Genomic DNA, 24,978 nt, shown 5'->3' on the forward strand with positions numbered 1-24,978 from the left:
GCCGATGGCGGCCCTCACCTCGTCAGTCCTCCGCGGCCACCCATTCGAACGCGGCGATGCCGTCGGCACCCCACTTGACCGCGAACAGCAGCGCGAAGACTCCGAGGCCCACGAAGACGGCCTGGGGCCAGCGGTCGCGGTAGCGGCGCAAGTACAGCGCGATCACCGCGGCGGTGGCGATCGCGAGTATCACCAGCCAGGCATTGATTCCCATGCGTGAGAGGGTAGTGCCGCCGCGGGCGGGAGCCGTGCAGGCGGGCCGGTGGCACACTGGCGGCGTGATCATCGAGATCGACGACCTCTCGCGCCCCGCGGTCCACGCCCTCCTCGCCGCACACCTCGCGGCCATGCACGCGGGGTCCCCCGCCTGCTCCGTCCACGCACTCCCCCTCGACGCGCTGCGCGACCCCGCGTGACGGTCTGGACCGCGTGGGACCAGGGCGAACTGCTCGGCATCGGCGCGCTGAAGGAACTAGATGCGGAGCACGGCGAGGTCAAGTCCATGCGCACGGCCGATGCGGCACTCGGCCGCGGCGTCGCCACCGCCATCCTGGGCGCGATTCTTGGGGCCGCGCGCACGCGCGGCTACGCCAGGGTGAGCCTCGAGACGGGCACCGACGCACCCTTCGCGCCGGCGCATCGGCTCTACGAGCGCCACGGTTTTGTGGACTGTGAGCCGTTCGCCGACTACCGCCCCGACCCCCTCAGCCGGTACCTGACGCTCGGGCTGTGAGCGGACCGCTGGCGAGCCTCAGCCCGAGGCGAGGCGGCCCGCGCGCAGGTCGAGCCATCGGTCGACCATGACCACCAGCCCCAGCGTGAAGACGCCCACACACGCGCCCGCGAGTACGTCTGAGAGGAAGTGGTAGCCCAGGTACATGCGGGTGAGGGCCACGGCACCGACGACCACGACGGCGGCCACCGCCCACCAGGCGAGGAGGCGGCGCGTGCGACGCCGTCGCCACAACAGGTAGCCGGTCACGAGCACCAGCGTGGCGGCTCCGGTGGTGTGCCCCGAGGGGAAGGAGAACGATTCCTCCAGGCCAGGCACCACCTGCACATCCTCGGGAGGGCGTGCACGCCCCACCACCAACTTCGCGGCCGAGGTCACGCCGGTCGCGACCAGCATGGCGCCTACGAGCAGGAGCGGGTCGCGCCAGCCGCGGGAGCGCCACCCCCACACGCCCGCGCCGATCGCCACCAGCACGGGCAGCACCACCGGCCCAAAGACCGTGGTGATCGCCGTCATCACGGTGGTCACCCACGCGGTCCGATGCTCGGCGAACCACTGGATCAGCGGCTCGTCGACCCCGGTGAACTTGTCCTGCTCGATGACCTCATCGAGGATCTGCACGAAGCCGAAAGCACCGGCGGCCGCGATCAGTAGCCCTGGCGCGAGCGCCCGCACCCAAGGCGGCAGGCGGTACCAGGCATCACGCATCGGTCCAGACTACGTGGCGACAGATGGCGTCGGACAGAGTCTGTCGGTCCGTCGCGCCCCAAGCACCGACGGCGACCTCCAGGCAGACGGTGGGTGAATTCGGGACCCAGGGCTGGTGACACGCGCGCGAGCCGTGCCACGATGGCCTCTATGTCCGACACCTCGCTCCCGTCCACCGCCACGTCCACGCCCCAGGATGTCGCCGTGAAGCCGGAGATGGAGGAGACGCGCACCGCCACGACCGTCGATCTTGAGGTGGCGGAGCCGGAGCCTGCGGACCTTCCCGACGACCGCTTCCTGGACCGCGAGCCTGTCGTGGCTGGCGTTCAACCAGCGTGTGCTCGAGTTGGCGGAGGACTCGGCCACGCCGCTGCTGGAGCGGGCCAGGTTCCTCGCGATCTTCGCGTCCAACCTCGACGAGTTCTTCATGGTCCGTGTGGCGGGCCTGAAGCGCCGTATCGCGGCCGGTTTCGCCCTTCCCAGCGCCACCGGCATGAGCGCCACGCGCCTCGTCGAGATCCTCACGGACCGCGCCCACCACCATGGACCGTCACGCCGCGGTCTTCGAGGAGCAGGTGCTGCCCGCCCTCAATGACCAGGGCATTCACATCGTGCGCTTCGACGAGCCTCGGGGCAGGTGAGCAGGACCGGCTGCGCAAATTGTTCCGCTCGGACATCTTCCCGGTGTTGACGCCGCTCGCGGTGGACCCCGCCCACCCATTCCCGTACATCTCGGGCCTGTCGCTGAACCTTGCGATTGAACTCCAGGACCCTGACACGGGCAAGAACCTGTTCGCGCGCGTGAAGATCCCCGAGACGCTGCCCCGCTTCCTCTCGGTCGACTCCGCCGGGCATGCGACCGCGGTCACCGACGCCACGACGCTCGACGACGAGCCGCGCTCGTTCGTTCCCCTCGAGGACGTCATCGCGGCGCAGGCTCGACTACCTGTTCCCCGGCATGGTCGTCACCGACCATCACGCGTTCCGCGTGACCCGCAACGAGGACGTGGAGGTCGAGGAGGACGACGCGGAGAACCTCCTGAAGGCGATGGAGAAGGAGCCTGCTGCGCAGGCGCTTTGGCCCCGCCGTCCGCCTCGAGGTCGCTCAGGACCTGCCCACGCACATTCACGACCTGTTGGTGCGTGAGGGGCATCACCGAGCGCGACGTGTTCCTCCTGCCCGAACCGCTGGACCTCACGGGCCTGCACGTCATCGCCGACCTTGACCGTCCGCGCCTGCAGTTCGAGGCGTTCCGTCCCACCACGCACCACCAGGCTCGCGCCGGTCGAGACTGCGGACGAGCAGAACATCTTCGAGGCGATCCGTCGCGGTGACGTGCTGCTGCACCACCCGTATGACTCGTTCTCGACGTCGGTGCAGGCGTTCCTCGCGCAGGCCGCGGTGGATCCCAAGGTGCTCGCGATCAAGCAGACGCTCTACCGCACGTCGGGCGACTCGCCCATCGTGGACTCCCTCATCGAGGCCGCCCGCAACGGCAAGCAGGTGGTGGCGCTCGTCGAGATCAAGGCGCGGTTCGACGAGCAGCAGAACATCTCGTGGGCTCGCAAGCCTGGAGAAGGCCGGCGTGCACGTGGTGTACGGCCTGGTGGGCCTCAAGACGCACTGCAAGGCTCTCGCTGGTGGTGCGCCAGGAGGACACGGGCCTGGTGCGCTACTGCCACGTGGGCACCGGCAACTATCACCCCAAGACGGCGCGCCTGTACGAGGACTACGGCCTGCTGACCAAGGACCCCGAGGTGGGCGCCGACCTCACCAAGCCTGTTCAACCAGCCTGTCCGGCTACGCACCCAAGGCTCGCTTCCGTCGCCTCATCGTGTCCCCCATCGGGGTGCGTGCCGGGCTCATCCAGCGCATCGACGCCCAGGCCGACCGCGCCCGCGCAGGCAAGGAAGCGTGGGTCAAGATCAAGGTCAACTCGGTGGTTGACGAGAAGACCATCGACGCGATGTACCGCGCGTCGCAGGCCGGCGTGAAGGTGGACCTGGTGGTGCGCGGCATCTGCGCGTTGCGCCCCGGCGTGCCCGGCCTCAGCGAGAACATCCGAGTGCGCTCGATCCTTGGTCGCTTCCTTGAGCACTCGCGCGTCTACGCGTTTGCGGGCGACGACGAGCCTGAGGTGTTCATCGGCTCGGCCGACCTCATGCACCGCAACCTGGACCGCCGCATCGAGGCCCTGATCACCATCGTGACTCCCTCCCAGAAGGAGTTCCTGCTGGAGAACATCGACCTCGCCATGTCCGACCAGGTCTCGGCGTGGGAGCTCGGCGAGGACGGCACCTACGTGCGCGAGGTGACCGATGCCGAGGGCAACCGTCTGCATGACCTGCAGGCCGCCTACATCCGCCGCCAGCCCAAGCGCAGGGCCAAGCGCAAGTGACAGGCCACCCTCCCGGCACCGTGATCGCGGCGGGCGCCTTGGTCTGGCGCGTCCGGGATGGGGAACTGCAGGTCATGGCGGTGCATCGGCCGCGCTACAACGACTGGTCATGGCCCAAGGGCAAGGCTCGACGAGGGCGAGACGCTTCCCGCCTGCGCCATCCGCGAGGTGGCCGAGGAGACGGGCAAGCAGGTGGTGCTTGGCCAGCCGCTGCCCACCCTGCGCTACCCCACCGGAGGCAAGACCAAGGTGGTGAAGTACTGGGCGGCGCAGGTCGCATCGGCCGGTGCCGCGGCGGCCGTCGCGGCACGGCCGCCGGTGAAGAGCGCCTCCAAGAACGAGATCGACAAGGTGCTGTGGCTCGGGGTGAACGAGGCGCGCGAGCGCATCACGTTTCCCGAGGACCTGCGCCCGCTCGAGGTCCTCGTGGACGCCTGGGAGAACGATCGCCTCCTGACGCGCGCCTTCGTCCTGGTCAGGCATGCGCGCGCCAAGCGTCGCAAGGCCTGGAAGGGGCCCGATGCACGCCGCCCCATCACGAAGCGCGGCACCTTGCGCGCGCACGAGTTGGTGTCGCTGTTTGCCGCCTTTGGCGCGCGACGCATCGACTCCTCTCCCGCGCGCCGATGCGTGGCGACGGTCGAGCCCTATGCCGCGGCATCGGGCATCGAGATCAAGACCCACGAGTCGCTCACCGAGCCCGGTCACGCCGAGGCGCCGCTCGCGACCGCTAAGACGTTCGTGGGGCTGCTCGGGAAGTCCGGATCTCGGGTGGTGTGTGCGCATCGGCCCACGCTGCCCACCATCATCGAGATGATGCGGGCGGCGACGCGGCCCTACACGCGCGGCGCGCTTCCCCGGAAGAACCCGTACCTGCCTGCCGGCGGCGTGCTGGTGGCACACGTGGTGGACACGGAGTCGGGCCCGCGCGTGACCGCGATCGAGACGCATCTGCTGCACGTCCACCCATAGCGCGGGCACATCGCGGCGGCGGCTCAATCCCGCGCTCCGTCCCGCGCTCGGAGACGCCGCGACGCGGCGGCACGAGGAAGAGTGGGAGAGGCGGACACCGGGGCGGGAGCGCCAGTCGGCGCGAAGGCCGCTCGAGGCGGCTGATGTTGGAGCCCGGGGCTACCGCGCCCCGATGTCCTGTTCCTACTCTACGTCTCCACGGGCGTCCGTGTTCCCGGCGGCGGGCATGCGGGCCTCAGTCGAGGCGTCCCTCGTTCCACATGGCTGCGCAGCGCTCGAGGTCCTCGCCCGTGCGCAGGAGTTGGGATGCGCGCAGCGCGGTCTGGTGGGCGCGTCGGTCGTGGTGGCCGTCGTCAGACTCGGCCTCGAAGGCGGCGCCCGTCGCCACCACGCGGCAGAACGCGCCCGCGCGCTGGAGCGCGACCGCGAGGTCACCGGAGAACACGCCGGAGAGGACCGAGTCGGCGAGCGTCTGGACCTCGCGCGGGCCGGGCGGGTCCTCGACGCCGGCGATGGCGTGACGGACGTGAGCGGCATTGACGCCGTGGTGATACGACCGAGCCACGGCATCGGCGTCGTGCTTGACCCATTCGCGCAGCATGTAGATGCGCCATAGGGCGCCCGGCAGCGTGTGCGCTCCGGCCTTCGACCACATCATGGCGACGGTGTCGATGCCTTCCTCGTCCACGAGTCGTACGAGGCGCTGGGTGAGTTCGGGGTCGCCCGATTCGCGCGCCTGCGACACCAGCGCGAGCGCGGTCTCGTGGGCGATGAGGCCGCGGTCGGCGGGGTCGATGTCCCCTTCAAGTTGGTCGGCCATCTCCATGTCGAGCATGGCCGGCTTGTGAAAGCGCGGGACCGCCAAGGTCAGGACTCCTCGGTGGGCGCCGCGGCGTCCTCGAAGGTCAGCGAGACGGAGTTGATGCAGAAGCGGTCGCCGGTAGGTGTCTGCGGCGCATCGGGGAACACGTGGCCCAGGTGGGACTCGCACGTGGCGCACCGCACCTCGGTGCGAATCATGCCGAGCGACGCGTCTTCGCTGAGCACCACGGCGTCGTTCTCCGCGGTGAAGAAGGACGGCCATCCGCAGTGGGAGTCGAACTTGGTGTCGGAGCGGAACAGGCTCGGCGCCGCAGGCACGGCATCGGTAGACGCCGTCACGCGTGTTGTCGAGGAGTTCGCCGGTCCAGGGGCGCTCCGTGCCTGCCTCTCGGAGTACCTGGTACTCCGCGTCGGACAGCTCTGCACGCCACTCGGCCTCGGACTTGGTGATCTTGGCAGTCATTGCGCTCTCCTTCTCAAGGGAAATGAAGGGAACCCGCCCCGGCGGGCGCTCCCGCGGGGCTCGCGCGTTGCGCGGGGCTCCCACAGGGTACGCGACCCTGGTCATCACGCGGCGCCCGGCCGGCTGAGGGGGATCGGCCGGGCGCCGCGCGAGTCTTTGACCTGAGTCGCCCATGCGGCTCGCGCCGTGACGGGTTCACCCAGTCAGACGCGCCCGCGGCGGTATTTGTTCCCGCTCGCCCCAGATTGGCGCTCGCGAGCGGCCGATGCCGTGGTCGCGAAGGCGGTCAGGTTCGCTTTGGTGGGGCCGCGAGTGTCGCACCGAAAGAATGTCGCAAAAAGAAACGTGTCGCGCACCTAAATCTGGCGGAGTGCACCACGAACCGCCAAAGTTGCTGGTAGATGGCGGCTAAGGGATACCTAATGTCAACAATGGAGTTTCGTAATTCATTTGGCGACATCATTAGATCTTTATTCAGAAATGTAGCGCAGTGCCATTTTTCGACGTAGCGTGGACACATCAGACCACTACGTCAGGAGTCACCATGGCCACCATGATCAGCCTTCCCATCGTCTCGTCCTGTTCGGTCGCGACGTGCGGCTTCAACCACGACGGCTGCCGCGCAGGCGCCATCAACGTCTCGGGCGACCACGCCCAGTGCTCCACGTTCGTCGCGACCGACGACAAGGGCGGCCACGCCGACCAGACCGGTGTGGGCGCCTGCATGCGCACCTCCTGCATCCACAACGAGGACATGGCCTGCACCGCGGAGGCCATCGAGGTGGGTGCATCCTTCGACACCGCCGACTGCCTCACGTTCGAGGCGCGCGCCTAACTCCAGCCTGCTGAGGGCGACAGGGCCCGGCCCACCTCGATGGTGGGGCCGGGCCCTGTCATGTCCTCGCCACCCCTGCGGGCGCCTCGCATCCAGGCGCCACCCGTGGCGGCACCGGCACCTCAGACCCGTGACACACTGACGCGCATGTCCCCCCGCCCCCGCCGTCGCATCGGCCCCGAGCAACGGCGCGACTTCTGGGCCGGCGCCAGGGCCATCGCGCCGCTCATGCCGGGCTCGGTGGTGTTCGGCCTCGCCGTGGGCGCCCTCATCAACCTGGCCGGCTGGCCCGCATGGATGGGCCCCTACGCCTCGGCCACCGTCTCCGCCGGCGCCAGCCAGATCGCCATCATCGATGCCCTGACCCAGGGCGCGCCCGCCGTCATCGCGATCCTCACCGCGCTCGTCATCAACGCGCGCCTCGCGCTGTACTCCGCGTCTCTCGCCCCCGTGTTCGCCGCCTTCCCCACCCGTTGGAAGCCTGGTGCTGTCCTACCTGATGACCGATCAGTCGGCGGCGGTGTCGGTGCTCACCCAGGACGCGTGGCCCGACCCGGTACGGCGCCGCTGGTTCATCCTGGGAGTCTCGGGTCCGTTCACCGGCGTGTGGATTCTCGGCACCGCGGCGGGGGCGATCCTCGGCCCCGTCATCCCGGCCGCGTGGCAAATCGGATTCATCGTGCCGCTGATGTTCATCGCGGTGCTCGTGCCTGCCCTGCGCACCCTTCCCGCGGTCGCCGCCACCGGCATCTCGATCGCCGTGGTGCTGCTGCTGAAGGACCTGCCGTACGGGCTGAACGTGCTCGCGGGTGCCATCGCGGGCATCGGCCTCGCGTCGTTCATCCCCGAACGACGCACCCCTCGGCGCAGGAGGCGGACGCATGATCACGGCCTTCGTAGTGTTCACCGTGGCAGCCGTCGGCACCTACCTCATCCGGCTGTCAGGCGTGTTCCTGCTGGGCGGCGACCGCGAGTTGCCGCCGCGCGTGCGCAAGGCGCTGTCGCTGGTGGCTCCGGCCGCGATGGGCGCGATCGTCGCCAACTCCCTGCTGCTGGACGAGGGCCAGTGGCGAGAGTTCGGCGCGTGGCACCTGGCCGCGATCGTCGCCGTCGGGGTGGCGCTATGGAAGCGCTCGATGGGCTGGACGCTCTCCGCGGGCGCCGTCGCGTTTGCGGCGCTGCTGCTCGCGGGCGTCTAGTGGAGTGACGCGTCCGCGGCGGTGCGGCGCACCCCGGTGAACGTCACCGTGAGGCCGCCATGCGTGGGCGAGCAGCAGAACGGTCCGGCCGCCGCTGCGGCTCCCTCCGGGAACGGCGCGACCCGAACCAGGCGCCACGGCTCGTCGTCGACTCGCGCACGGATGGTCACCGCGTCGCCCTCGCGCGATGCCCGCACGGTCACCTCGCGCCCCACCCACTCGGGAACCGGCGCGACGGACCAGTCCGACTTGCCCAGCGTCACCACGGCACCCACCTGCGGCAGGCCATCGGAGACCTCCACGCCCGCCTTGATCCACGTCTCGGCGTCGGCGCGCACCATCACGCCCGCCTGGTCAAACTGCTCGGCGTAGTCGAGCAGGAAGGACACCTCGACGGCCTCACCAAGGCCCAGCGGGGCAAGGAGAGCGTGAGCGCTGTCATGCACGAACCCATAGGACGTGTGCCGCCACGCATCGGACTGAGCCTGAGGCCGCACCGCCATGCGGTCGCCGTCGATGTCCCATGACTGCGGTTCGTGGTCCCATTCACCCTCGTACATTCCCCCAACCTACCCGCCGCGCGGGAGGGCGGGAACAGACGTAATCTGAGGCAGCATCGGCCCTAGCCACCGGAGGCACACATGCCCGAGTTCCTGCTGTCTGTCCTGCACGACTACGCGCACCTCGAGATGCCCGAGGGCGCCGAGCCGAGGCCATGTACGCCTCCGTGGGTGCCTTCAACGAGGAGCTCCAGGCGGCAGGCGGCTGGGTGTTCGCCGGCGGGCTCGAGGGTCCTGAGTCGGCGGCCGTCGTGGATGCCACCGGAGACACCGCCGTCATCACCGAGGGTTGCGCCAACCCGTCCGCGCCACAGATGGGCGGCATGTGGGTCATCGACGTCGCCGACCGTGAGGCCGCGCTCGACTGGGCACGCCGCGGCTCCCACGCGTGCGGGGCGCAGGTCGAGGTGCGCCCCTTCCAGGGCGTGTGACCGTCGCGGTCCGCCGTCCACGGGACCGAGGCCCGCGACTGCTAGCGTCGCGGCTATGAGTGCTCACCGCCCGCTCGACTCGGGGCCACCGCAGGCGCACGGGTCCATCAGCGAGGACACGGTGCGCGCGCTCCTCGCCGCCCAGCATCCGGACCTCGCCGGCCTGCCGCTCGGAGAGAGGTTCGACGGCTGGGACATGGCGGTGTTCCGCCTGGGTGACGACTACTCGGTGCGGCTCCCCCGCGTCGAGGCCGCCGTGGGTCCGCTCGAGACAGAGACGCGCCTGCTGGCGGAACTCGGGCCTGGGTGGGACTTCCCTCACCCCGAGGTGGTGCGCACGGGTGAGCCCGGCGAGGGCTACCCATGGCCGTGGCGGATCGTGAACTGGATGCCCGGCGACACCACCGACCTGCTGCCGTTGCCTGACGATGCCGGGGCGGCGCTCGGACGCGCCATCGCCGACCTCCACCAGATCGCGCCCGCCGATGCTCCGTACAACCCCGAGCAGTCGCTGCCGCTGTCCGAGCGGCAGGCCGACTACGACTACGCGCTCGCACGGCTGGCCGATGCCCGTGGCCCCTATGGAGAGCGGCTGCTCCTGGACGTGGTGGAGCGGATCTGGGCGGAGGCGCTGGCGGCGCCGGGACCCGGCGAGCCGGTCTGGTCCCACGCCGACCTGCACGGGTCGAACGTGCTGGCGATCGACGGCACCTTCGCGGGCATCATCGACTGGGGAAAGATGGCCGCCTGCGACCGCGCCGTCGACCTGGGCTTCCTGTACACGGTGCTGCCACAGGATGGGGTCATCACGGCGGTCAACACCTACCTGGAGATCACCGGCGTCGACGATGCCGGGCTCGAGGCTCGCCTGCACGGCGTCGCTCTGACAAAGGCCCTGCTGTGGGCCACCCTCGACAGGCCGCTCAACGTGGGCATGGCGTGGCGGGCGCTTGCGGAACTGGGCGCCAGCACGCCCGCGTAGGATGGCCCGCGGGCCTCTACCAGTTGGTAGAGCAGCGGACTTTTAATCCGTAGGTCGTGGGTTCGAGCCCCACGGGGCCCACTTCTTGACGCCACTCACGCTGTCGCTCCCACCGCGCACAGTGATCGCCTCTGCAAGCATTGCTCCATGGCCACGCCCGCATCACACGACGAGTACATCGCCGCCGCACCGGAGTCCTTCCGACCGGTCCTGACCCGACTGCGCACCGACCTGGCCGCCGCGCTGCCCGGCGCCGAAGAGATCGTCGCCTACGGCATGCCAGGATTCCGGCTCGCGGGCGGCACCGTCATCGGCTACGCAGCCTTCACCAAGCAGTGCGGGCTCTACCTTCCCGCAGACGCGATCACCGCGAACGCGGAGGCCATCAAGGCGGCGGGCCTCGCCCACACCAAGACCGGCGTGACTTTCACTGCTTCCCGCCCCCTCCCGAGTGACCTTCTCACCGCGCTCGTCGACGCGGCGCGGCGTGGGGACTCCGACTGACAGGGCGCTAGCGTGAGCGCGGGGATGCCGGGTACCGCGCCCGCACCCGCCTGAGGGGGCCACCGATGTATCAGACACGTTCGCTCATGGGGTCGGCCGACGCCGTCGCCGCCCATCTCGACGAGGTCATCACGCGAGGCAGCGTGTCCGCGACAGTCGAGAACCGAGACGAATTGGCCATCGGCGACGCGCGCCTGATCCTGCGCACCTACGAGCGGTACTCCATGACCGGCGGCAACCGCCTCACCCTCTCGGCGAGCATCCTTGCCGTGGGCAATCAGATGGAGGTGGCGCTGACCACCTCGGGCGGCAGCCAGGCGCTGTTCTGGAAGGTGAACACCTTCGGCGAGGAAGCCTTCATGACCCACGGGCTGCGCGCTCTGGACGCCTTCGCCACCCACCGGTAGCCACGCAGCGCTGGCGCCCGTCGTCGTCCGCACCACAATTGGCGCGCGGCCAACCACTCCGGCCCCGTACTCCCGTGGGACCGTCGCGACAGTCAAGAAAACTGTGGTGCGCGCGACGGCGCCACCGAGCCAGCATCACGCGGCGACATAGGATGACTGATCCCGCCTGACCCCAGGCCCATCCCCAGGAGCCCTCATGCCGAGCATCGCGATCGACGGAGTGACGCTGTCATTCCCGATCCTGCTGATCGCTCTCGGTGCCGTCGTCACCGCCGTCGTGGTTGCTCGCGGAGGCCGCAGCCGTCGCACTGCTCTGTGGGGCGGACTACTGCTGAGCCTTGCCCTGATCGGCCTGCTCACCCTCGCCTCCCTGGTGGGAGACGACTTCGATGGCGCCCAGGGCGTCAACCTGGTGCCCTTCCAGGAGATTCAGCGCGGGCTCGACTCACGCGGCTCCACGCCGTGGTTCAACCTCGTGGGCAACGTGCTGTTGTTCATCCCGTTCGGCGCGGCGGTTGCGAGCCTCGCGCGCTCCGGCTTCATCGGACGCGTCGTCTACGGCACCCTCCTGGGCGGCCTCCTGTCGACGGCGATCGAGCCTCACCCAGTATTGGGGCGGCCGCGTCGCGGACATCGACGACATCATCCTCAACACCGCGGGAGCGCTGCTCGGCGCACTCTTCGCCGCCACGGTCGCGGGCCTTGCCGCCTCGCACCGCCGCGCCACCCCCACCGCGCCGCCCGGCACGCAGGCGTAGCCTGACAGGTATGAGTAGCACCACCGCACAGACGGACCTCAACGGCTGGACGGACCCGCGCGAGCAGATTGAGTTCAGTGTGCTCATGGCCAATGGCCGGCTCGCCCCGCGATCCTTCGCGAACGAGGAGGAGGCGCGCGCCTGGGCCCGTCCCGAGGACGGCGACGAGGTGGTCTCCTTTAACTACGTGTGCGCCTGCGACCGCTAGCGCGACTCGATCTCCTGGCCGCGCGAGTTCCACTTGGAGCGCAGCACCCAGAACGCGATGGTGCCGACGAACAGGACGATGCCGATGAAAGCGAGCCACAGCGCAGCCTTGATGAGGAACCCGAGGATGCCGAGCGCGATCGCGGCAACAAGTAGGACAATGAGCAAGATCTTCATGGTTCGATCCTAAGCACCGAGCCTGCGCGGCGAGCCCCGCTCGGTCGATCTGGATCCAGTACTCGACGATCTTTCCGCCCTCGACGCGGTACACGGCCGAGGCGATCTCAGTGACCGGCCGCCGCGTGGGTTCGCGCCCCTCGGAGGAGTCCTGGTCGGTGCCCACCTGGGTCCAGCGCGCGTACACGCGGTCGCCGTCCGCCAGCAACTCGTCGAGACTGAACGAGAACCGGCCATACGCGTCAAGCATCTCGCCCACATGGTCGGTGTAGTTCGCGGGCGAGCGCTCGACCGTCATAGGAGCCTCCGACACCACCTGGTGCGCGAGCACCGTGGCCGCCATGTACTCAGCGGCCCGCTCGGGGTGAACGCCGGAGCGCACCTCAAGGAGGAACCGCCTGACAAGATCCTTCGCTGCGCTCACCCGACGAAGTGTGGCACGTCCGCCCATACTGGAAAGCGCAGATCCCCCGCGCGCACCCTCGACGAAGGAGACGACCATGGCCCACGGCGACATCACCCACATCGACATCCCGGTGTCCGATCTGGACCGCGCCAAGCACTTCTACGGCCTCCTGTTCGGTTGGCAGATCGCGGCTCCGCCCGGCTTCGAGGACTATCCGATGTGGCAGGCGCCCAACAAGATCAGCGGCGGCGGCCTCGCCCCCGCAGCGAGGACTTCAGCCAGCCGCGCAGTTACGTGGAGGTGGACTCGATCGAGGCCACGGTGTCGCTCGCCAAGAGCCAGGGCGCCACAGTCCTGATGGACAAGTCGCCCATCACCGAGACCAGGCTGGTGGGCCGTCATCGAGGACCCCGACGGCAACGTCATCGGCCTCTACGAAGGAACCACCGAGGTGGAGGGTGAAGCCGTCCAGTAGCCCCGCGGCGCGCATGTGGCGGTAACTGTGCACCGGCTCTCAGCGGACTCTCAGCATCACGCGATGTGATGGAGTCATGAACCTCACACGACCGCTCCGCATGACGGCGATCATCGCCGCGATGGGACTGGTCGCGGCCGTGGGCAGCGGCTCTACCGACGTTGCTGCCGCGGACCAAGGCTTGGCGGACGCCGCCCTTCCTTCCGGCGTCGCCACTACCGCCGTGCACCGCACGGATACGCAGACGGACGTGACCTCCGCGAGCGCATCCGGCACGACGGACCTCGCATCGGCCGCACTCACAGGCACGGCCGATGCCTCGGGAACCCCTCAGGGTCCCGCCGCAGGAATCTGGATGCCGCACCGCGCCGCCGCGTACCTCACCGACCCCCTCACGGTGACGACGCAGGCGAACGTGCGAGAGCGCGTGCGCACCTAGATCCGCGACGCGACGGCCGGGCCCGGATGGTACGGGCCCGGCCGTCGCGCTTCCCGCGCACGCGTGACGAAGTCCCGCCTGAGCGCCGATACCCTGGGCCTACCGCGATCGCCTGGAGGCCCGATGCCCGACACCCCTGTGCCCGCGGTCGCGACGACGGGACCGGCACGGGCGTCCCGCCTTGCCTGGATCATCATGTCCATCGCGGCCCTCGCCTACTTCATGGCGGTGGTGCACCGCACGTCGTTCGGCATCGCCGGCATCGAAGCCTCGGACCGCTTCGGGATCGAGGCCACGGCGCTGTCCGTGCTCGCGATGGTCCAGATCGCCGTCTACGCGTCCATGCAGGCTTCCCGCCGGCGCGCTCATCGACCGCCTGGGTTCGCGCACCGTCCTGGTCGCAGGGTCGCTCATCATGGCGGCAGGCCAGGTGCTCCTCGCCTTCGCGCCTGGCCTCGGCGGGGCCGTCGTGGCGCGCGTCCTCATCGGCGCGGGCGACGCCCCCATCTTCATTGCGGGCAACCACATCGCGGCCCGCTACTTCCCGCCGCGCCAGGTGCCGATCATCGTCCAGGGCCTCGGACTCATCGGCCAACTGGGCCAGATCGCCTCCGCCATCCCCGTCGCCTACCTCCTTCACGAGCAGGGCTGGTCCACCACCTTCGCCGTTCTCGGCGGCCTCGGCGTCGCGGTCGCGGCCGCCGCATTCTTCGGCATCCGCACGCCACCGACGGCCGATGCCTCCTCACCCTCCGCAGCGCCGTCGCCCGAGCCGCGGGTCTCGCTGCGCGAGGCCATCTGGCCCGCGGGCGTGCGCCTGGGCTTCTGGACGCACTGGCTGGGGCTCATCGGCCCCAACACGGTGGCTCTGCTGTGGGGAGTGCCGTTCCTGGTCCAGGGGCAGGGCCTCGAGCCGACCACCGCATCGGCCCTCCTGACGGTCATGGTGATCGCCAACATCGTCGCCGGACCCGTGTTGGGCGTCCTCACGGGACGGCACCCACTGCGTCGCTCGTGGCTCGCCCTCGCCATTGCAGTGGTGGCGGCGGTGACGTGGGCGAGCGTCCTGCTTCCTGACACCCCGCGGCCGATGTGGCGGCTCGTGGTCTGGATGGCCGTCACCGGAGCCTGCGGCCCGGCCTCGCTCATCGGCCTCGACTTCGCACGCACCCACGGCGTGCGGGGGCGTGCCGCCTCCGCCGTGGGCTTCGCGAACATCGGCGGATTCGCCGCGACCGTCGTCTCGGTGCTCCTGGTGGGAGCCACCCTGCAGGTCATCTCCCCCGCCGGCACCAGCGAGTACTCGCTCGACCACTACCGCGTGGCACTGTCCACGCTGGTCCTGCCGTGGACCATCGGCATCGTGGCGGTCATCCATGCGCGGCGCCGCACGCGACGCGAGATGGCCGCCGCCGGGGTGATCGTGCCGCCGCTGCGCGACGTGCTGGCGCGGCGCCGTGCGGGACGGCGGGCGTAGGTTGGGAGGTATGAGCATCCCCACCCACACCCTGAACGACGGCCACGCCATCCCCGCGATCGGGTTTGGCACCTACCCGATGAAGGAGCAGGAGTGCGTCGACGGCGTGCGCTCCGCTCTTGAGACGGGCTACCGCCTCATCGACTCCGCGGTGAACTACGGCAACGAGCCTTGAGGTGGGCCGCGGCATCCGCGAGTTCCTTGACGCCACCGGTACAGCCCGCGAGGACGTCACGGTGCAGACCAAGTTGCCGGGCCGCCACCACGACTTCGACGCCGCGGTCGCCTCCATCCAGGAGTCGTACGACCGCCTCCAGGTGGGCACCATCGACGTGGTCCTCATCCACTGGCCCAACCCCATCACCGGTAAGTACCGGGACGCGTGGAAGGGGCTGATCGAGGCGCGTGAGCGCGGACTGGTGCGCAGCATCGGCGTCTCCAACTTCACCGCGGAGCACCTTGATGCGATCGTGGGCGACACCGGCGTCACTCCGGTCATCAACCAGATCGAGCCTGCACCCGTACTTCAACCAGGAGGAGATGCGCGCCGTGCACTCCGAGCGCGGCATCCTCACGCAGTCGTGGAGCCCGCTGGGCAAGCGCCAGGCGCCCTACGCGGAACCCGCGGTGGCCGATGCCGCCGCGGCACACGCCGTCACCCCCGCCCAGGTGATCCTGCGCTGGCAGGTCCAGGCTCGGCAACGTGCCGCTTCCCAAGTCCGCGACGCCGTCGCGCCAGGCCGAGAACCTCGACGTGTTCGGGTTCGCGCTGACGGGCGAGGAGATGGCCGCGATCTCGGCGCTCACCAAGGCCGACGGCCGCCTGTTCGACGGCGACCCGAACACCCACGAGGAGATGTAGCGGGTCAGCCGCCCGCGGTGAACTCCAGGGTGCCGGAGTCGTCGCGGCTCAGCGTGCCCATCATGGCGGTGCCGTCCTGGTCGACCTCGGCGCTCCACTGGGCGCCGTCGTCGGTCCACACGCGCGTGAGCGTGCCTGCGGTGCCGGAGGCGGTGAGGTCGGCCTGCACGGTGGCGAGGCGCTCGCCGCCCAACGGGTCCCCGAGGTCCCAGGCCTCGTCCCCCGCGCCGGTGACGTGGATGATCTGCTGAGCGTCGTTGCCATAGTCGACGACGCCGGTGGGGTCGATGATCGTCGCGTTGTAGGAACCGGGGAAGGCGGGGAGCACCGCCACGCCATCCCGGACAGCGGCACCGCACTCGCCAGCCTCGGTCCCGGCGTCAACCAATTCGAGGCGCGCCACCGCTGGCTCCGAGAAGGCCGCCTCGATCGCGAAGGTCTCCGGAAGCACCACCGCCCACGTATCGCCGGTCCAGGTCAGGTCGAGAGTGGTCGACACCTCGCCGCCGGAGCGGTAGGTGACCTCGGCCGTGGCCCGGTCGCCGTCCTCGGTGACATCCTCGACCGCGGGGCCGACCACGCTGCCACCGGTACGGGTGTCCGATGCCATCCACGGGCACGTCGCGAAGGTCTCGGCGCCGTCCACGGTCCACGCCGCGGCGCCCGCGAAGTCGCCCTCGGCCAGCGCGTCGAGGAACCCCTGTGCGGCGGCCGTGGCGTCGCCGCCGCCCAGCGAGGCGTCGGGATCGGCGTCGCCACCCGTGCAGGCCGCCAGGGCGAGGGTGGCAAGCGCCGTCATTCCCACCGCGGCAGGGCGCATCAGGACACGCATCCTCCCGGCAGTTTGGCGGGCGTGGGCCAGGCCTCCGGGCGCTTCTCCAGGATGAGTCGTCATGGCTCACTCACCCTAGACGGAAGTGGCGGGACAGCGCAGAGATACCGGGCACGTCACCCGAACGTGAACGAGTACGCCTCGACTCCACTGGACACCTCGATGTCCAGGAGGTGCTGTCCATCGCCCACGTCCTCAGCGACCGCGTAGGACCGCGGGGTGCCCGACACCTCGATGACGCGCTCGTCACCGTCATCGAGGCGGACGGTCACCGTGCCCTCACCCGCGAGCACCATCCGCACCTGCGTGGCATGGAAGTCGAGCCGGAGGGCCGCGGACTCTTCGCCGGCCGGCGTCGCGTACTGCGTCTCCAGCCGCCAGGAGCCGGACAGCGCAAACGAGTCGTCCGGCTGTGCCTCGGGCAGCGTGTACGTTCCCTCCCCCGGTGCGTAGCGGTCGCCACCCCCGTAGTTGACGTCCTTCGACGTGCCGAGGAACGTCTCCCGTGTGGTCGAGCCGACGTCGGGCGTCACATCCTCCACATCAGTCTCTCCGGGCAGGTTCACGCTCGGGTCGGCATCGACCAACAGGCTCCCGGATCATCTTCTCGGTGTCGGCATAGTTGCCCTCCCCGAACGAGATGTGCCGCACGGTGCCGTCGGCATCGATGAGGTAGTGCGCAGGCCAATAGCGATTGCGGTAGTTGGTCCACGTGGCGAGGTCATTGTCGAGGGCGACGGGATACGTGATGCCGAAGTCCTCCGCGCCAGCACGCACGTTGGCCTCGTCCTTCTCGAAGGAGTACTCCGGGGAGTGGATGCCGATGACGTTGAGCCCCAGGTCACCGTAGGTCTCGTCCCACGCCACCGAGTGAGGGATGGAACGCTGGCAGTTGATGCAGGAGTACGCCCAGAAGTCGACGAGCACCACCTCCCCGCGCAGGTCCGCCAGGTCGATCCCCTGGTCGTCGGGGGTGTTGAACCACGCCTCGATGCCCTTGATCGACGGCGCCGTGCCACACGACTCGAGTTCGGAGGCGCCGTTGGTGCACTGGTCGAGGTCCTTGTTCTCGTCGTTCACCAGCCCGCCGAGTGCGAGGGCGTCCTGCGCGGCGTCGTTGTCGGTCAGTTGTTCCTGAATGCCCGCGGTGTAGTCCGGCAGGGCACGCTGCAACACGGCAGGGAGGTTGAAGGCAAGGCCCACCGCGAGGGCAATCATCGCGACGCCTGCAGCAATACGTAGCCCCCGCTCACGCCGCCGGAATGCCTTGACCCGTTCCGCAAGGCCCCGCCCCGCAAGTGCGAAGAACAGCAGCGGCACGGCCACGCCGATCGCGAACGAGACGGTGAGGGCCACGGTGCCTGCGCCGATGTTCCCGGTCGACCCGGCGACGATAATCGCCGCGAGGACGGGACCCGCACACGGAACAAAGACGGCTCCGAGGGCGAGGCCCACGCCGAAGCCGCCGCGGCTCTGGTCAACGCGACGGCGCGGCACAAACGCGAACGGGCGCTCGAGAAGGTGCTCGAAGCGCGGCACGATGAGGCCGATGCCGATGAGCACCAGCACTCCCATGGCGACCCACCGGATCACATCCTGGGGCAGGTGAAGCGCGCTGAGGATCAGCGAGCCCACCAGCGTCACGAGTGTGAAGGCGGTGACGAGTCCCGCGATGACGAGGTAGGGGCGCCAGCGAGACACCTCCGGCGTCGCCGGGGCAGCGGTCGCGACGGACGTGGCAGCGCCGGGAGTCGCACCCACACCACCCATCGTGCCGAGCGCGTCGTATCGCGGCACGCGTGCCGACTGCGCCCCACCCGTCAAGAAGATGACGGGCAGCACCGGAAGGATGCAGGGCGAGATGCCGGTGATGAGCCCACCGAGGAGGCCGATGATCACGAGTTCCATGGGAGGGGTTCGCTGCGGACGGCAACGCGGATGGGGCAGGCGTGGTCATCGGTGCCGAAACTGACCGCAGATCGGCCTTCGAAGAAAAAACTTCAGAAACTTCCCATCCGCCGGCCCGAGTGCGGCGAATGACTGGTGACGCCGTAGCCACGGCAGGCGTCCGCACCGCGGACGCTCTCATCAGGGCATTTCCGTGCCCGGAGACTGGAGGAATCATGCTCAACGGCACCAAGAAGTACTCCGCTGGACTCGCCCTCGCGGTGGCGGGTGTGTTCACCCTCGCCGCCTGTAGCACTGACGCGGACGAAGAGTCGATGGAGTCGACCGCACCCGCGATGTCCGAGGAGGCCATGCCTTCCGAGGAGGCCATGCCCGACGAGTCCGCGACCGACGACGCCACGGACGACGGCGCCATGGAGATGGACCCCGCCGCGAACCTGGTGGGCCCGGGCTGCGCGGCCTACGCCGAGGAGGTCCCCGACGGTGCGGGCTCCATCCAGGGCATGTCGCAGGACCCGGTCGCGGTCGCCGCGTCCAACAACCCGATGCTGACCACGCTGGTCGCAGCGGTGAGCGGCCAGGCTCAACCCCGACGTGGACCTCGTCGACACCCTCAACGGTGACGAGTTCACGGTCTTCGCGCCGGTCGATGATGCCTTTGCTCAGATCGACCAGGAGACCATCGACACTCTGTCGACCGATGCGGACCTGCTGACGCAGATCCTGACGTACCACGTGGTCCCCGGCCAGATCGAGCCCGCGGACATCGCCGGCACCCACACCACCGTCGAGGGAACCGACCTCGAGGTGACCGGTGAGGGCGACGAGCCATGGTGGACGGCGCCAACGTCATCTGCGGTGGCGTCCAGACCGCCAACGCCACCGTCTACCTCATCGATGGCGTGCTGATGCCGTAAGGCTCCTTCACAGACGGGCGGCCGTCGGGGCGGGGAATCCCGCGTCGGCGGCCGTTGCTGTGTCCTGGGGCGCCGTCGCCGGCTCCGCCGTCTAGTTGGCCCCGGACTCTCGCATCATCTGCCACATGCGCACGATCATGTCCTCGTCGAAGTCGGCGGGGACATCGGGCTCGTCGGCACGATGCTCGCCGTGGACCTCGCGGTGCAGGTCCTCCATGCGGTGGTCGAGCCTGCTCGGCGATCATCGCCGCATCGGACAGGCTCTCCGCCAGGTGGTCCGGCACGTCTCCGTCGAACTTGTAGTGAATCTTGTGCTCGAGCGACGCCCAGAAGTCCATCGCGATGGTGCGGATCTGGATCTCGACGACCACCGGGACGGCGCCGGTCGAGAGAAACACCGGAACCTCGACGATGGCGTGGATGGACTTGTAGCCGTTGGGCTTGGGGTTGGCGATGTAGTCCTTCACCTGGATGACGCGGACATCGTCCTGGCTGACCAGGGCCTCGAGCACGCGGTAGGTGTCGTCGATGAAGGCGCAGGTGATCCGCACGCCCGCGATGTCGGTGATGTGCTCGCGGATGGCGTCCACGCTGGGAGCGACGTTGCGGCGCACCATCTTGCGTACCAGACTCTCGGGGCTCTTGACGCGGCTGGTGACGTGTTCGATGGGGTTGTACCTGCGCAGATGCAGGAACTCCTCGCGCAGGATCGTGACCTTGGTGAGGATCTCGTCGACACCGAACTGGTGCTCCATCAGGAGCCGCGAGAGGTCGGCGCGCGTGCGGCGCGCGAACTCCATCACCTCGGGATCGGGCTGAGGCTCCACCCTGGCGGCGATCGCGCCTGCGCGCGGGAGGGTGAGGGGCGCGATCGTCGGTCAACGGAAGGTCGTCATGTGACACACGTGTGCAACGGTTACGGGGGCGTGCCGGTTCCGCGGTGGCGGCCGATGCCCCGGTTGACTTTACCTAGCACTGCTATGCATCATGGCGCTAGGTAAAAGGCAAGGAGCCGTCATGGACATTCCCAAGGACCTGGTGGCCGCGAGCGCGGCCCCCATGGTGCTCAGCATCCTCGCGGAGTCGGACTCGTACGGCTACGCGATCCTGGGCCGGGTGCGCGAGCCTGTCCGCGGGCGAGCTCGACTGGACGGAGGGGCTGCTCTACCCCTCCTCCACCGCCTCGAACGTCAGGGGCACATCGAGGCCACGTGGGGCTCCTCGGAGACCGGGCGCAGGCGCAAGTACTACGCCCTGACCGGCGAGGGACGCGAGGCGCTCGCCACGCACGTCAGCCAGTGGCGCACCGTCGCGGCGGCCCTCGAAAGCGCCTGGGGGCGCATGGACTTCGGCGGGCAGGTGAGCCTCGCATGAGCGACTCCCTGGAAACCCAGATCGACCTGTGGCGCGTCCACCTCGAACGCCGCGCGGGCATCGGCGCCGACGACGTTGACGAGCCTCGAGGACCACCTGCGCGGCCACCTCGACACCCTGATCGCCGCGGGGCTCAGCGACGACGAGGCCTTCCTCGTCGCCGTCAAGCGCCTGGGTAGCCAGCAGGAGATCGCTCGTGAATTCGCCCGCGAGAACTCGAAGCGGCTGTGGAAGCAACTCGTGCTCGGCGACGAGTCACCTGCTCGGGCCAGGACGGCGCGAGACAGCGTATGGGCGGCGATCGTGTTCGGCATCCTCGGCGGTCTCCTGGTCAGGCTTCCGGTGTGGCTCGCACCGGAGTCCGTCGACTCCGCCTACTTCCTGAATCTTGGCCCGCTGCTGTTCACCGCGGTGGTGGGGTACCTGCTGTGGCGTCACCGCCCTTCGACCGCCGTCACGGTCGCGGCGCTCGCGGGGCTTGCCGCCGTCACGGCGCTCGCGCACCTCTACCCCCTGTCGTCGGACGGCGACGCCTTCGTCACCACCGCGCTGCATCTTCCCGTGCTCGCATGGCTCACCGTCATGCTGGCCTACGCAGGCGACCGGTGGCGCACCACCGACGGCCGCATGGACGCCGTACGCTTCACCGGCGAGTACGTGATCTACCTGGTCCTGCTCGGCATCGGCGGCGGCATCCTCATGGCCATCGTGGGCCTCGCCTGCGGTGCCGCAGGCCTGGACCCCGAGGCATTCCTCGTCCAGTGGATGTTGCCGCTCGGCGCGGGCGGCGCGGCCGTGATCGCCGCATGGCTTGTGGAGGCCAAGCAATCGGTCATCGAGAACATGGCGCCCGTCCTGGCGAAGGTCTTCACGCCCCTGTTCGCGCTCGCCTTCGCCATCCTGCTCGTGGTCGTCCTGGCCTCAGGAGACCTCGCTGGCCTGGAGCGCGACCTCCTGCTGGTGTGCAACGCGATCCTGATCATCGCCATCGGCCTGGTGCTCTACAGCCTCACGGCCCGGGGGCCGATGCCTCACCCACGTGGTTCGACAGGCTCCAGGCTCGCGCTCGTGACTGGCGCCCTCGCGCTCGACGCGATCGCGCTCGTCAACGTCGCCATCCGCATTGGCGACGACGGCTGGACCCTCAACAGGGTGGTGATCCTGGGGCTGAACCTGCTCCTGCTCGCGAATCTCGCGGTCACGGCCTGGCTGCTGGTGCGAATCAACCGGGGTGCCCCCGGTGCGGCGTATCGCCTGGAGAGGTGGCAGACGGGGATGCTGCCCGCCTACGGCGCCTGGGCACTCGTCGTGATCGTGGCGCTGCCGCCCTTGCTGGGCGCCGTCGAGTAGCGGCGCCCGCGGCGTGGGGTGGGCGCGCATCGCCACCCACCCCACCGCGAGTGATCAGTCCTCGAAGAGCTCCCACCAGGCTTCTTCTTCGTCGTCGCGACCCCAATCGGAGAGCACTCCGGCACCCCGCTCGGCCGCGTACCCGCGCACGTCGGCGTCGGCTCCGCGGCTCGGTCGCGCACCGCGGCAAGGGCCGCGTCCGCACCAGCCGTGTCCTCGAGTTCGAACAGGACACCCGCGAGCCGCGCCTGAACCTCGACCCAGATGAAATCTTCCTCGAGACCCCTCGCCAGAGGCGCCGCGTCGGCGAGCACCCCGGCCGCCACCGCGTACTCGTCGATGAGGCGCAGCCAGTCGCTCACCCGCAGCAGGAACCGCAACTCCGGGTCACGGTCGTCGAGGCTCGCGCCGTGCGCCCGAGCGGCCTGCAACACCTCCCGCCACGCGGCATCGTCGGCATCCGCCATGCACTCGGCGCGAAGGTCCAGCAGCGCCAGCGTGAGGAACTGCTCGGGCTCACGCTCCAGCAGACTCTCCATGTAGACGAGCCCGGCAACGCCAAGTCCGCTTGATAGCGCCCGCACCAGAACTGCGCGGCCCGCAACGATGCTTCCGCTCCGGCGTGGACCGCACCGTCCTCCACGAACAGGCGCGCCGCGGCGGCATACTGCTCGCCCGCGCCCTGGTCACCGGACTCGGCCATGCACTGAGCGAGGAACACGCGGGTCTGGGCGAGCGATCCGGGCGAGGTCTGCGGCTGCGCGAGTTCGTGCTCCAGCACGGACTCCGCCAACTCCCTGGCACGATCGGCCTCGCCCGTCGCGAGAAGTGCCTGAGCGTAGTCCCAGCGCACCGCGAACGGCAGCGGCTCGCTTGTACCCCACAGGCCTGCGCCGTAGTCGAAGCGCGCGGCGGCACGCTCCGCGTCTCCCGCCACAATCGCGCACCGGCCGGACTCGAAGGCGGCGAAGGCCGCTGTCCCGCCGAATCCCGCGGCCGCGAACTCGGTGGCCGCACGGTCATGCTCCGCGCCTGCCCCCACCGGATCCTGCGCGGCTTCACGCACCTTGGCCCGCATCCCCGCCACCGACGCCGTGACGGCGCGTCCGGGAAGTGCCGCCTCGGCTGCAGCGAACACCGCGATGGCATCCTCGTGGGCACCGATACGACCGAGCAGCGTGCCTCGCGTCGCGAGAACCGCGTACCGTGCGAAGGCGGCGTCTTGGCCGATCTCCTCGTCGAGGCCCGCGACCGCATCGGGCGCGACGATCACATCTGCCTCATCGAGGCGCTCCATCGCCCACGCGAACGCCTCCTCCGTCATGCCCTCCTCGGAGCGCAACTGCAGGTCGATGCTCTCGCTCGCGGAGCGGACCAGCGCCCTGGCGCGGGTCGACGGCACCGCGTCGGCGTGTTCGGTCGCGGCCGCAGCCGGCTCGGCGGGGCCGGCCTCCGACGCGACGATCGCGGCGAGCCGCACGGTTGCCTCACCCAGAACGTTCGCCGACTCCATGTACGCCTCGTGGCTCGCCTCCACGGTGGCCATGTCGCCCATCGCTCCTGCGTGCTGAGCGCGGATGGCGGCGGCGCGCAGGCGCTGCACGGGGTGCGCATCGGCCGAGGCCAGCACGTGCGTCGCGGCCTCGATCGCGTCGATGCCCGCGTACGCCACGTTGGCGGCCACCGCCGCCGCGAACCACTCCTGCGTGGTCGTCGGAGCGGCGCGCCTGATCGAGACAGGAGCGAACACCTCCTGCGTCAGCGGCACCTCCCACGAGCGCTCTACGAGGGCTCGCGCGGCGGCGACCTCACGGGCGTACAGGTCGTTGCCGCCGCGCTCGTCGAAGCGCTGGGCGAGGCCATCGCCGAGAGCCCAGAGTTCGCGTCCAAGGTCGGCCACCGTGCGGGGCTCGTCAACGGCGGGTAGCACCGCGGCGAGCGCGGGATCGGCCGAGGCGCGAACCACGGCATCGGCCGAGCCGCCGCAGGCGACGTAGCGCTCCAGCACCACCGCGAAGGCGAGCGCGGCGGTAAAGTGAGCGCGCTCGTGAAGGGCGTCGTGCGCCAGCCAGCCGACGTGCCGCTCCACGAGGTCGAGGGCAAGGTCATGGTGACCCGTCAGCGAAGCGAACTGCGCCGCCAGCGCCATGTTCAGCAACTTGTCCGGCTCCGTGCGCGACGAGCGGCACACGAAGTCGAAGGCCTCGGCCGCATCCTCGAGGCGGCCGGACTCCAGCATCGCCACGAGCGTGCGCGCCAGCATGGTTTCCGGCTCGTGTGCGCAGACCTGGTGCTCACGCCACGCGGAGATCGCGATCTGCGCCGCCGCGGCGCCGTCGCGTCGCAGCAACTCGAGGTCAACGTAGCCCGCCGGGATGCACGCCTCGCACGAGGAGTAGTTGTCGCGCGGCAGGCTCTCGAGGTCCTCGCCGAGCCGCTCGGCGTCCGCGAGGTCACCCAGCGACGTCGCCGTCTCGAACCGGGCCGACGCCACCGCCGAGAGTCCAAGGCCCGCGTCACGGAACGTGGCCTCCATGTCGTTCAGCACGGCATCAATCTGGGTGCGGTCAAACGCGGGCGAACCCGTGAGGATGCCGGGCATCCACTTGTGCTGCCAGAAGAAGGCTCTGGGCGCGCGAGGCGTCTCCAGTCACCAGACTCGCATCGTCCTTGTACGCCGCCGCGCACCAGGCGAAGTTCGCGAGCGCCAGGTCCGCCACACCTCGCATGGCTCCCTCATCCGTGAGGCGCATGCGGGCGTCGAACTCGAGCCCCTTGTCC

At 69.6% G+C, this 24,978-nt stretch carries 27 protein-coding genes, 1 tRNA gene and 7 pseudogenes; 21 read left to right on the forward strand and 14 right to left on the reverse strand.

Features of this window, described 5'->3' with window-relative positions; all coding sequences use genetic code 11:
• Positions 1-22: 22 nt before the first annotated feature.
• Positions 23-214: a hypothetical protein gene (locus tag QQK48_RS06465; protein ID WP_284327880.1), complete on the reverse strand. Its 192-nt coding sequence runs from the start codon at positions 212-214 to the stop codon at positions 23-25.
• On the opposite strand from QQK48_RS06465, the gene QQK48_RS21360 reads away from it, so the two are divergent.
• Positions 213-416, forward strand: a complete 204-nt coding sequence (locus QQK48_RS21360; protein WP_431308298.1) for a hypothetical protein — start codon at positions 213-215, stop codon at positions 414-416. The two genes, QQK48_RS06465 and QQK48_RS21360, sit on opposite strands and share 2 nt — an antisense overlap.
• On the forward strand, positions 413-733 hold the full coding sequence (locus tag QQK48_RS06470) for a GNAT family N-acetyltransferase (RefSeq protein ID WP_431308299.1): 321 nt from the start codon (positions 413-415) through the stop codon (positions 731-733). Before QQK48_RS21360 ends, QQK48_RS06470 begins: the two co-directional genes overlap by 4 nt.
• Before the next feature lie 18 nt (positions 734-751).
• On the opposite strand, the gene QQK48_RS06475 is transcribed toward QQK48_RS06470, so the two are convergent.
• The gene (locus tag QQK48_RS06475; RefSeq protein WP_284327881.1) at positions 752-1,441 is read right to left on the reverse strand and encodes a phosphatase PAP2 family protein; all 690 of its coding nucleotides are present in this window, start codon (positions 1,439-1,441) and stop codon (positions 752-754) included.
• Positions 1,442-1,657: 216 nt separating this feature from the next.
• Here QQK48_RS06475 and QQK48_RS06480 point away from each other — a divergent pair.
• Positions 1,658-3,840 (forward strand): annotated as a pseudogene (locus tag QQK48_RS06480) (RNA degradosome polyphosphate kinase).
• A gap of 57 nt (positions 3,841-3,897) precedes the next feature.
• Entirely contained in the window at positions 3,898-4,812 is a 915-nt protein-coding gene (locus QQK48_RS06485; protein WP_284327882.1) for a histidine phosphatase family protein, read from the forward strand.
• Positions 4,813-5,047: 235 nt separating this feature from the next.
• Here QQK48_RS06485 and QQK48_RS06490 read toward each other — a convergent pair whose 3' ends face one another.
• The gene (locus QQK48_RS06490; protein ID WP_284327883.1) at positions 5,048-5,647 is read right to left on the reverse strand and encodes a hypothetical protein; all 600 of its coding nucleotides are present in this window, start codon (positions 5,645-5,647) and stop codon (positions 5,048-5,050) included.
• A 32-nt stretch (positions 5,648-5,679) separates the two neighbouring features.
• Positions 5,680-6,097 (reverse strand): annotated as a pseudogene (gene msrB / locus QQK48_RS06495) (peptide-methionine (R)-S-oxide reductase MsrB).
• A gap of 544 nt (positions 6,098-6,641) precedes the next feature.
• On the opposite strand from msrB, the gene QQK48_RS06500 reads away from it, so the two are divergent.
• The 3 genes from QQK48_RS06500 to QQK48_RS06510 all read left to right on the forward strand — a co-directional run bounded on the left by QQK48_RS06500 (position 6,642) and on the right by QQK48_RS06510 (position 8,131).
• Positions 6,642-6,932 (forward strand): DUF1540 domain-containing protein, encoded by a 291-nt coding sequence (locus QQK48_RS06500; protein ID WP_284327885.1) that lies wholly within the window; start codon positions 6,642-6,644, stop codon positions 6,930-6,932.
• 147 nt (positions 6,933-7,079) lie between these two features.
• Positions 7,080-7,817 (forward strand): AzlC family ABC transporter permease, encoded by a 738-nt coding sequence (locus QQK48_RS06505; protein WP_284327886.1) that lies wholly within the window; start codon positions 7,080-7,082, stop codon positions 7,815-7,817.
• The gene (locus QQK48_RS06510) at positions 7,814-8,131 is read left to right on the forward strand and encodes an AzlD domain-containing protein (protein ID WP_284327887.1); all 318 of its coding nucleotides are present in this window, start codon (positions 7,814-7,816) and stop codon (positions 8,129-8,131) included. Before QQK48_RS06505 ends, QQK48_RS06510 begins: the two co-directional genes overlap by 4 nt.
• Here QQK48_RS06510 and QQK48_RS06515 read toward each other — a convergent pair.
• Complete coding sequence (locus QQK48_RS06515) at positions 8,128-8,691, reverse strand: DUF1349 domain-containing protein (protein WP_284327888.1); 564 nt, start codon at positions 8,689-8,691, stop codon at positions 8,128-8,130. The two genes, QQK48_RS06510 and QQK48_RS06515, sit on opposite strands and share 4 nt — an antisense overlap.
• A gap of 140 nt (positions 8,692-8,831) precedes the next feature.
• Here QQK48_RS06515 and QQK48_RS06520 point away from each other — a divergent pair.
• The 7 genes and pseudogenes from QQK48_RS06520 to QQK48_RS06550 all read left to right on the forward strand — a co-directional run.
• Positions 8,832-9,122: pseudogene (locus QQK48_RS06520) on the forward strand (YciI family protein); the annotation flags it as partial.
• 55 nt (positions 9,123-9,177) lie between these two features.
• The gene (locus QQK48_RS06525; RefSeq protein ID WP_284327889.1) at positions 9,178-10,104 is read left to right on the forward strand and encodes a phosphotransferase; all 927 of its coding nucleotides are present in this window, start codon (positions 9,178-9,180) and stop codon (positions 10,102-10,104) included.
• Between the two features lie 10 nt (positions 10,105-10,114).
• Positions 10,115-10,185: transfer RNA gene (locus QQK48_RS06530), tRNA-Lys, on the forward strand.
• Between the two features lie 66 nt (positions 10,186-10,251).
• The gene (locus QQK48_RS06535; protein ID WP_284327890.1) at positions 10,252-10,608 is read left to right on the forward strand and encodes an iron chaperone; all 357 of its coding nucleotides are present in this window, start codon (positions 10,252-10,254) and stop codon (positions 10,606-10,608) included.
• Positions 10,609-10,673: 65 nt separating this feature from the next.
• Positions 10,674-11,015 carry a DUF6054 family protein gene (locus QQK48_RS06540; protein ID WP_284327891.1) on the forward strand — a complete coding sequence of 114 codons (342 nt, stop codon included), beginning with the start codon at positions 10,674-10,676 and terminating at the stop codon, positions 11,013-11,015.
• 196 nt (positions 11,016-11,211) lie between these two features.
• On the forward strand, positions 11,212-11,778 hold the full coding sequence (locus QQK48_RS06545; RefSeq protein WP_284327892.1) for a VanZ family protein: 567 nt from the start codon (positions 11,212-11,214) through the stop codon (positions 11,776-11,778).
• Positions 11,779-11,783: 5 nt separating this feature from the next.
• Entirely contained in the window at positions 11,784-11,981 is a 198-nt protein-coding gene (locus QQK48_RS06550) for a hypothetical protein (protein WP_284327893.1), read from the forward strand.
• Here QQK48_RS06550 and QQK48_RS06555 read toward each other — a convergent pair.
• On the reverse strand, positions 11,978-12,157 hold the full coding sequence (locus QQK48_RS06555) for a hypothetical protein (RefSeq protein ID WP_284327894.1): 180 nt from the start codon (positions 12,155-12,157) through the stop codon (positions 11,978-11,980). The two genes, QQK48_RS06550 and QQK48_RS06555, sit on opposite strands and share 4 nt — an antisense overlap.
• Before the next feature lie 82 nt (positions 12,158-12,239).
• Positions 12,240-12,689 (reverse strand): annotated as a pseudogene (locus tag QQK48_RS21365) (ester cyclase); the annotation flags it as partial.
• Here QQK48_RS21365 and QQK48_RS06560 point away from each other — a divergent pair.
• The 4 genes and pseudogenes from QQK48_RS06560 to QQK48_RS06575 all read left to right on the forward strand — a co-directional run bounded on the left by QQK48_RS06560 (position 12,658) and on the right by QQK48_RS06575 (position 15,816).
• Positions 12,658-13,038: pseudogene (locus QQK48_RS06560) on the forward strand (VOC family protein). The pseudogenes QQK48_RS21365 and QQK48_RS06560 overlap by 32 nt on opposite strands.
• Before the next feature lie 76 nt (positions 13,039-13,114).
• A complete protein-coding gene (locus tag QQK48_RS06565; protein ID WP_284327895.1) occupies positions 13,115-13,477 on the forward strand; it encodes a hypothetical protein in 363 nt (120 codons plus the stop codon).
• Positions 13,478-13,658: 181 nt separating this feature from the next.
• Positions 13,659-14,954 carry an MFS transporter gene (locus tag QQK48_RS06570; RefSeq protein ID WP_284327896.1) on the forward strand — a complete coding sequence of 432 codons (1,296 nt, stop codon included), beginning with the start codon at positions 13,659-13,661 and terminating at the stop codon, positions 14,952-14,954.
• A gap of 10 nt (positions 14,955-14,964) precedes the next feature.
• Positions 14,965-15,816, forward strand: a pseudogene (locus tag QQK48_RS06575) (aldo/keto reductase).
• Between the two features lie 4 nt (positions 15,817-15,820).
• Here QQK48_RS06575 and QQK48_RS06580 read toward each other — a convergent pair.
• The 3 genes from QQK48_RS06580 to QQK48_RS06590 all read right to left on the reverse strand — a co-directional run bounded on the left by QQK48_RS06580 (position 15,821) and on the right by QQK48_RS06590 (position 18,556).
• Complete coding sequence (locus QQK48_RS06580) at positions 15,821-16,636, reverse strand: hypothetical protein (RefSeq protein ID WP_284327897.1); 816 nt, start codon at positions 16,634-16,636, stop codon at positions 15,821-15,823.
• Between the two features lie 128 nt (positions 16,637-16,764).
• Entirely contained in the window at positions 16,765-17,214 is a 450-nt protein-coding gene (locus QQK48_RS06585; protein ID WP_284327898.1) for a hypothetical protein, read from the reverse strand.
• Positions 17,192-18,556: a cytochrome c biogenesis protein/redoxin gene (locus QQK48_RS06590; protein ID WP_284327899.1), complete on the reverse strand. Its 1,365-nt coding sequence runs from the start codon at positions 18,554-18,556 to the stop codon at positions 17,192-17,194. The genes QQK48_RS06585 and QQK48_RS06590 overlap by 23 nt, the downstream gene beginning before the upstream one ends.
• A 215-nt stretch (positions 18,557-18,771) precedes the next feature.
• Between QQK48_RS06590 and QQK48_RS06595 the strand changes: the two are divergent.
• Positions 18,772-19,473 (forward strand): annotated as a pseudogene (locus QQK48_RS06595) (fasciclin domain-containing protein).
• Here the strand turns inward: QQK48_RS06595 and QQK48_RS06600 are convergent.
• Positions 19,443-20,300 carry a GTP pyrophosphokinase gene (locus QQK48_RS06600; RefSeq protein WP_431308300.1) on the reverse strand — a complete coding sequence of 286 codons (858 nt, stop codon included), beginning with the start codon at positions 20,298-20,300 and terminating at the stop codon, positions 19,443-19,445. The pseudogene QQK48_RS06595 and the gene QQK48_RS06600 overlap by 31 nt on opposite strands.
• Before the next feature lie 190 nt (positions 20,301-20,490).
• On the opposite strand from QQK48_RS06600, the gene QQK48_RS06605 reads away from it, so the two are divergent.
• Positions 20,491-20,847 (forward strand): PadR family transcriptional regulator, encoded by a 357-nt coding sequence (locus QQK48_RS06605; RefSeq protein WP_284327900.1) that lies wholly within the window; start codon positions 20,491-20,493, stop codon positions 20,845-20,847.
• Between the two features lie 75 nt (positions 20,848-20,922).
• Entirely contained in the window at positions 20,923-22,197 is a 1,275-nt protein-coding gene (locus tag QQK48_RS06610; RefSeq protein WP_284327901.1) for a permease prefix domain 1-containing protein, read from the forward strand.
• Here the strand turns inward: QQK48_RS06610 and QQK48_RS06615 are convergent.
• Genes QQK48_RS06615 through QQK48_RS06625 form a run of 3 tightly spaced genes read right to left on the reverse strand, consistent with a single transcriptional unit; the run spans position 22,134 to position 24,950 of the window.
• Positions 22,134-22,559, reverse strand: coding sequence for a hypothetical protein (locus QQK48_RS06615; protein WP_284327902.1), 426 nt, complete (start codon positions 22,557-22,559; stop codon positions 22,134-22,136). The genes QQK48_RS06610 and QQK48_RS06615 overlap by 64 nt on opposite strands.
• Positions 22,556-24,799, reverse strand: coding sequence for a hypothetical protein (locus QQK48_RS06620; protein ID WP_284327903.1), 2,244 nt, complete (start codon positions 24,797-24,799; stop codon positions 22,556-22,558). Before QQK48_RS06620 ends, QQK48_RS06615 begins: the two co-directional genes overlap by 4 nt.
• Positions 24,765-24,950, reverse strand: a complete 186-nt coding sequence (locus QQK48_RS06625; protein ID WP_284327904.1) for a hypothetical protein — start codon at positions 24,948-24,950, stop codon at positions 24,765-24,767. Before QQK48_RS06625 ends, QQK48_RS06620 begins: the two co-directional genes overlap by 35 nt.
• Positions 24,951-24,978 lie beyond the last annotated feature (28 nt).

It is taken from the genome of Demequina litorisediminis (assembly GCF_030161615.1).
In the GTDB taxonomy this organism is placed as follows: Bacteria; Actinomycetota; Actinomycetes; order Actinomycetales; family Demequinaceae; genus Demequina; species Demequina litorisediminis.

Coding starts and splice junctions, on each gene's coding strand:
- QQK48_RS21360 (WP_431308298.1), top strand. CDS start 213: ATGCGTGAGAGGGTAGTGCCGCCGCGGGCGGGAGCCGTGCAGGCGGGC.
- QQK48_RS06465 (WP_284327880.1), bottom strand. CDS start 214: ATGGGAATCAATGCCTGGCTGGTGATACTCGCGATCGCCACCGCCGCG.
- QQK48_RS06475 (WP_284327881.1), bottom strand. CDS start 1,441: ATGCGTGATGCCTGGTACCGCCTGCCGCCTTGGGTGCGGGCGCTCGCG.
- QQK48_RS06485 (WP_284327882.1), top strand. CDS start 3,898: ATGGGGAACTGCAGGTCATGGCGGTGCATCGGCCGCGCTACAACGACT.
- QQK48_RS06490 (WP_284327883.1), bottom strand. CDS start 5,647: ATGCTCGACATGGAGATGGCCGACCAACTTGAAGGGGACATCGACCCC.
- QQK48_RS06500 (WP_284327885.1), top strand. CDS start 6,642: ATGGCCACCATGATCAGCCTTCCCATCGTCTCGTCCTGTTCGGTCGCG.
- QQK48_RS06505 (WP_284327886.1), top strand. CDS start 7,080: ATGTCCCCCCGCCCCCGCCGTCGCATCGGCCCCGAGCAACGGCGCGAC.
- QQK48_RS06510 (WP_284327887.1), top strand. CDS start 7,814: ATGATCACGGCCTTCGTAGTGTTCACCGTGGCAGCCGTCGGCACCTAC.
- QQK48_RS06515 (WP_284327888.1), bottom strand. CDS start 8,691: ATGTACGAGGGTGAATGGGACCACGAACCGCAGTCATGGGACATCGAC.
- QQK48_RS06525 (WP_284327889.1), top strand. CDS start 9,178: ATGAGTGCTCACCGCCCGCTCGACTCGGGGCCACCGCAGGCGCACGGG.
- QQK48_RS06535 (WP_284327890.1), top strand. CDS start 10,252: ATGGCCACGCCCGCATCACACGACGAGTACATCGCCGCCGCACCGGAG.
- QQK48_RS06540 (WP_284327891.1), top strand. CDS start 10,674: ATGTATCAGACACGTTCGCTCATGGGGTCGGCCGACGCCGTCGCCGCC.
- QQK48_RS06545 (WP_284327892.1), top strand. CDS start 11,212: ATGCCGAGCATCGCGATCGACGGAGTGACGCTGTCATTCCCGATCCTG.
- QQK48_RS06550 (WP_284327893.1), top strand. CDS start 11,784: ATGAGTAGCACCACCGCACAGACGGACCTCAACGGCTGGACGGACCCG.
- QQK48_RS06555 (WP_284327894.1), bottom strand. CDS start 12,157: ATGAAGATCTTGCTCATTGTCCTACTTGTTGCCGCGATCGCGCTCGGC.
- QQK48_RS06565 (WP_284327895.1), top strand. CDS start 13,115: ATGAACCTCACACGACCGCTCCGCATGACGGCGATCATCGCCGCGATG.
- QQK48_RS06580 (WP_284327897.1), bottom strand. CDS start 16,636: ATGCGCCCTGCCGCGGTGGGAATGACGGCGCTTGCCACCCTCGCCCTG.
- QQK48_RS06590 (WP_284327899.1), bottom strand. CDS start 18,556: ATGGAACTCGTGATCATCGGCCTCCTCGGTGGGCTCATCACCGGCATC.
- QQK48_RS06605 (WP_284327900.1), top strand. CDS start 20,491: ATGGACATTCCCAAGGACCTGGTGGCCGCGAGCGCGGCCCCCATGGTG.
- QQK48_RS06620 (WP_284327903.1), bottom strand. CDS start 24,799: ATGCCCGGCATCCTCACGGGTTCGCCCGCGTTTGACCGCACCCAGATT.
- QQK48_RS06625 (WP_284327904.1), bottom strand. CDS start 24,950: ATGCGCCTCACGGATGAGGGAGCCATGCGAGGTGTGGCGGACCTGGCG.